Below are 1,533 nucleotides of genomic sequence, written 5' to 3' on the forward strand. Positions count from 1 at the left end.
GGCGCGGGTGGCAAGCCGATCCACGAGTGGCTGGAGCTGCGGCCGTTCCTGAGCGGTCCGCCCACCATCACGGAGTGACGTCCCAGTTGGACGAGAACCTGCTCCGGAGCACCACGCCGGGCGTGCTCGCCGTCCTCGTCCGCCGCGGAGCCGACTTCGCGGCGGCCGAGGACGCCGTGCAGGACGCGCTGGTCGAGGCGGTCCGCGTGTGGCCGACCGACCCGCCGCGCGACCCGAAGGGCTGGCTGGTCACCGTGGCCTGGCGGCGGTTCCTCGACGCGACCCGCGCCGACGCCGCCCGCCGCAGGCGCGAGGACGTCGTGGACGAGGAACCCGCGCCGGAGCCCGCGCCCGCCGTGGACGACACGCTCCAGCTCTACTTCCTGTGCGCCCACCCGTCGCTGACGCCATCGTCGGCGGTCGCGCTCACGCTGCGCGCCGTCGGCGGGCTCACCACGCGCCAGATCGCCGCGGCCTACCTGGTGCCCGAGGCGACCATGGCGCAGCGCATCAGCCGCGCCAAGCGCACCGTGTCCGGGGTGCGGTTCGACCAGGCCGGGGATGTCTCGACCGTGCTGCGGGTGCTGTACCTGGTGTTCAACGAGGGGTACACCGGGGACGTCGACCTCGCGGTGGAGGCCATCCGGCTCACCCGGCAGCTCGCCGCCGCCACCGACCACCCGGAGGTGGCGGGGCTGCTCGCGCTCATGCTGCTGCACCACGCCCGGCGCGCGGCCCGGACCGCGCCCGACGGGAGCCTGGTGCCGCTGGCCGAGCAGGATCGCGGCCGGTGGGACACCCGGATGATCGCCGAGGGCGTGGAGATCCTGCAGGCGGCGCTGGCCCGTGATCGGTTGGGGGAGTTCCAGGCGCAGGCCGCCATCGCGGCGTTGCACGCCGACGCGCTCACGGCAGAGGAGACCGACTGGGTGCAGATCGTCGAGTGGTACGACGAGCTCGTGCGGCTGACCGGGAGTCCGGTCGTGCGGCTCAACCGCGCGGTGGCCGTCGGCGAGGCCGACGGCCCCCGCGCGGGACTGGCGGCGCTCGCGGAGCTGGACGACTCGCTGCCCCGCTACGCGGCGGTGGCGGCGTACCTGCACGAGCGCGACGGGGACCTGGCGGTGGCGGCGCGGCTGTACGCCGAAGCGGCCCGCAAGGCGTCCAACCTGGCCGAGCGCGACCACCTGACGCGCCAAGCCGCCCGGCTCAACGCGCATCGGCAGTAGCCGCCCCCGCGAGTCGAACGCTCAGGTACCGCGAGTCGAACGCTCAGGACCCCTGAGTTCGTCGTTCGGGTTGGGTTACCCAGCAAAGAGAGCGCTCGCCGCGCGGCAGGTCGCCAAGGATGGCGGGTCGCGCCGTCCCCGTATGACCTGCCGAAGGCGAACCACACGCGTCAAGGGGCCCAGGCTTTTGTGCGGGGTTGGTGGTGCGTTCAGGGCCCCTTGACCCGTGCGGTCGGGACGAGCCCAGGTCATACGGGGACGGCGCTCGCGGGCACCCCGCTGCGCGCGCTCCGCGCGCGCCCCC

The 1,533-nt window shown here is 74.5% G+C and carries 1 protein-coding gene and 1 pseudogene; both read left to right on the forward strand.

Translation table 11 applies throughout. From position 1 onward, the window contains the following. Window positions 1-78: pseudogene (locus IEZ00_RS38330) on the forward strand (YciI family protein); the annotation flags it as partial. A gap of 8 nt (window positions 79-86) precedes the next feature. After that, complete coding sequence (locus tag IEZ00_RS09260) at window positions 87-1,229, forward strand: RNA polymerase sigma factor (protein WP_189223308.1); 1,143 nt, start codon at window positions 87-89, stop codon at window positions 1,227-1,229. Window positions 1,230-1,533: the final 304 nt, after the last annotated feature.

The organism is Saccharothrix coeruleofusca (assembly GCF_014648515.1).
Lineage (GTDB): Bacteria > Actinomycetota > Actinomycetes > Mycobacteriales > Pseudonocardiaceae > Actinosynnema > Actinosynnema coeruleofuscum.